Below are 335 nucleotides of genomic sequence, written 5' to 3' on the forward strand. Positions count from 1 at the left end.
GCCGCCTGGCGTGGGATTCGGCGACGATCAAAGTCCGGTTGTCCGGCGTCGCGGCCATGCCGTTGGCGAAGGCAATATTGTCGGCCACTTGCCGTATCGCGCCGTCCGGCATGATCAGCACGATCGTGCCCGGTCCGAAATGCTCGCCCGGCGCCGGCGCCGGCCCTCCGCCATTGACGTAGATATTGCCGTGTCCATCGACGACGATTTCGTTCCAGGGACTCTTCGACAGTCGCCTGAGATCGGCATGGGTGACGAGCGTTCCGTCCGCTTCCTGCCTGAGCAGAAGGCCCTCCCGGCCGGAAACGACAAGCAATCGTCCATCCGGCAGCCAG

General features: G+C 64.8%; 1 protein-coding gene. It reads right to left on the minus strand.

Annotated features, from left to right (window positions below; all coding sequences use genetic code 11):
* The coding region (locus EN852_RS37365) for an SMP-30/gluconolactonase/LRE family protein (protein WP_246694543.1) at nt 1-316 on the minus strand (316 nt) is incomplete at its 3' end.
* Nucleotides 317-335 lie beyond the last annotated feature (19 nt).

The organism is Mesorhizobium sp. M2E.F.Ca.ET.209.01.1.1 (assembly GCF_004010375.2).
Taxonomy (GTDB): Bacteria; Pseudomonadota; Alphaproteobacteria; order Rhizobiales; family Rhizobiaceae; genus Mesorhizobium.